The following is a 211-nucleotide window of genomic DNA, read 5'->3' on the forward strand; positions in this document are numbered from 1 at the left end:
TATCAAGACAAAGTTTATAGGCCCAGCCGGCTAACCTGTACCGATTTATCGGTATGAGTGGAAAAACAATGAGATTGCTTCGTAAACTCGCAAAGACGGTTTGATGAACGCAACCAATCTTTGCTCTTTGCTCTTTGTTCTTTGCTCCAACCAACCACTAAAAGTTAGATTTCTCCTCCTTGCAGGTTGTCGAAAAGACGCAACTATTAAA

The organism is Pedobacter sp. UBA4863, assembly GCF_002399615.1.
GTDB lineage: Bacteria > Bacteroidota > Bacteroidia > Sphingobacteriales > Sphingobacteriaceae > Pedobacter.